This window comes from Nitratidesulfovibrio oxamicus, assembly GCF_015731765.1.
GTDB lineage: Bacteria > Desulfobacterota > Desulfovibrionia > Desulfovibrionales > Desulfovibrionaceae > Cupidesulfovibrio > Cupidesulfovibrio oxamicus.
On record NZ_VRYY01000565.1, the window covers coordinates 1 to 1,342 of the forward strand.

Sequence of the window (1,342 nt, forward strand, 5' to 3'; positions counted from 1 at the left end):
GAACACCAGGTCCAGCCCGGCCAGCGCCGCAGCAAGCATGGCGGCCAGCACCGCGTACTTGGGCAGGCGCGGCAGGGCTGAGGGGAACGCGGCGTCATCCCGACCGGCTTCGCGCCCTGCGGACTTGCGTCGCCACCGGCCTCGTGCCAGAGGGCTCCAGGCGGCGTCACCGGCGTCCACCATGGCCCCGAACGGGCACATCCAGCCGCAGAACGCCCGGCCCAGCAACAGGGACAGGGCCAGCACCACCAACCCCGGCACCGCCGCGCCGATGATGGCGCGTCCCGCGATGCTGGCGGCCAGGGCCACGGACGGGTCCAGCCGTACCAGCATATCGCGGGTCAGGATTGCGTTGCCGGGCAGGACCTGGCCTGCGCCCCACGCCAGCAGCACGAAGGCCGCAAGGCACAGCCAGCGGCTGGCCAGCCGCGCTCGTTGGCGGTTCATGCCATGCGGCTCCGGCCTACAGGGTGACCCGCGTGACGGCGCGCGCGGCAAGATCCATGGAGCCCAGGCCCCGCTCGTGCGCCAGCCGGATGTGGCTGACCTGCCGCGCGGCAAAGCGCCGCCCGTACCATTCGAACGATTCCACGGCGCAGGCATCGGCGGCCACCGGGTCGGCGGAAGCGATCACCGTGTTCTCCTGCAGAACCTTGCCGGGGCCGCCGGGGCCCCCGGTGGACAGCACGTAGGTGCCGTCAATGACCGTGAGCGCGGCGCGCAGCCTGGTGTTCAGGTCCACGATGGCGGTGTCGAGGTCGTAGCGCGAATGCATCACCCCGCGCTGGCGGATCAGGCCCATCATGCCCTTGAGCCCCAGCGAGACGCCCGTGGAACTGTGCGACTTGGCCGTGGGCGCGGCGATGAGCACGTCGGCGTCCAGCGCATCGCGCAGGAAGGCGTTGGTGGTCATCTGCTGCGCGTCGTCGATGTCCAGTTCGCGGTAGAACCGTTCTGCCGTGGGGGCCTGCACGATGTCCCCGAACTCCGCGCAGGCGGCCCGGATGCCCGAGCGCGCTATGCACTGCTCTGCCGGGGCCAGCGGGTTGTCCAGCACCAGCACGGATGCGGCGCCCGCATCGCGGCACATGCGCACCAGCGCGGCCACCACTTCCGGGTGGGTGTTGGTGCCCAGGCTGGCGGCAGAGGCAAAGGACATGTTGGGCTTGATGACCACCTTCTGCCCGGTTTTCACGAAGCGCCCCATGCCGCCCAGCATGCCCACGCAGGCGTGGGTGGCGGCGGCGGGGGCGCCCTTGACCACGGCAATGTCCGGCTGCGTGGAGGCGGCCTGCGCCGCGCCCGGCCCAGGCGACAGGAGGGCAAGGGGCGAAAGCGCGGA

General features: G+C 71.7%; 2 protein-coding genes. Both read right to left on the reverse strand.

The window, feature by feature from the left end:
• Window positions 1-447, reverse strand: a 447-nt coding sequence (locus tag FVW20_RS15635) for a 4Fe-4S binding protein (protein ID WP_196610330.1), incomplete at its 3' end; no start/stop codon positions are given.
• A gap of 16 nt (window positions 448-463) precedes the next feature.
• The gene (locus FVW20_RS15640) at window positions 464-1,318 is read right to left on the reverse strand and encodes a DUF362 domain-containing protein (protein ID WP_231039162.1); all 855 of its coding nucleotides are present in this window, start codon (window positions 1,316-1,318) and stop codon (window positions 464-466) included.
• Window positions 1,319-1,342: the final 24 nt, after the last annotated feature.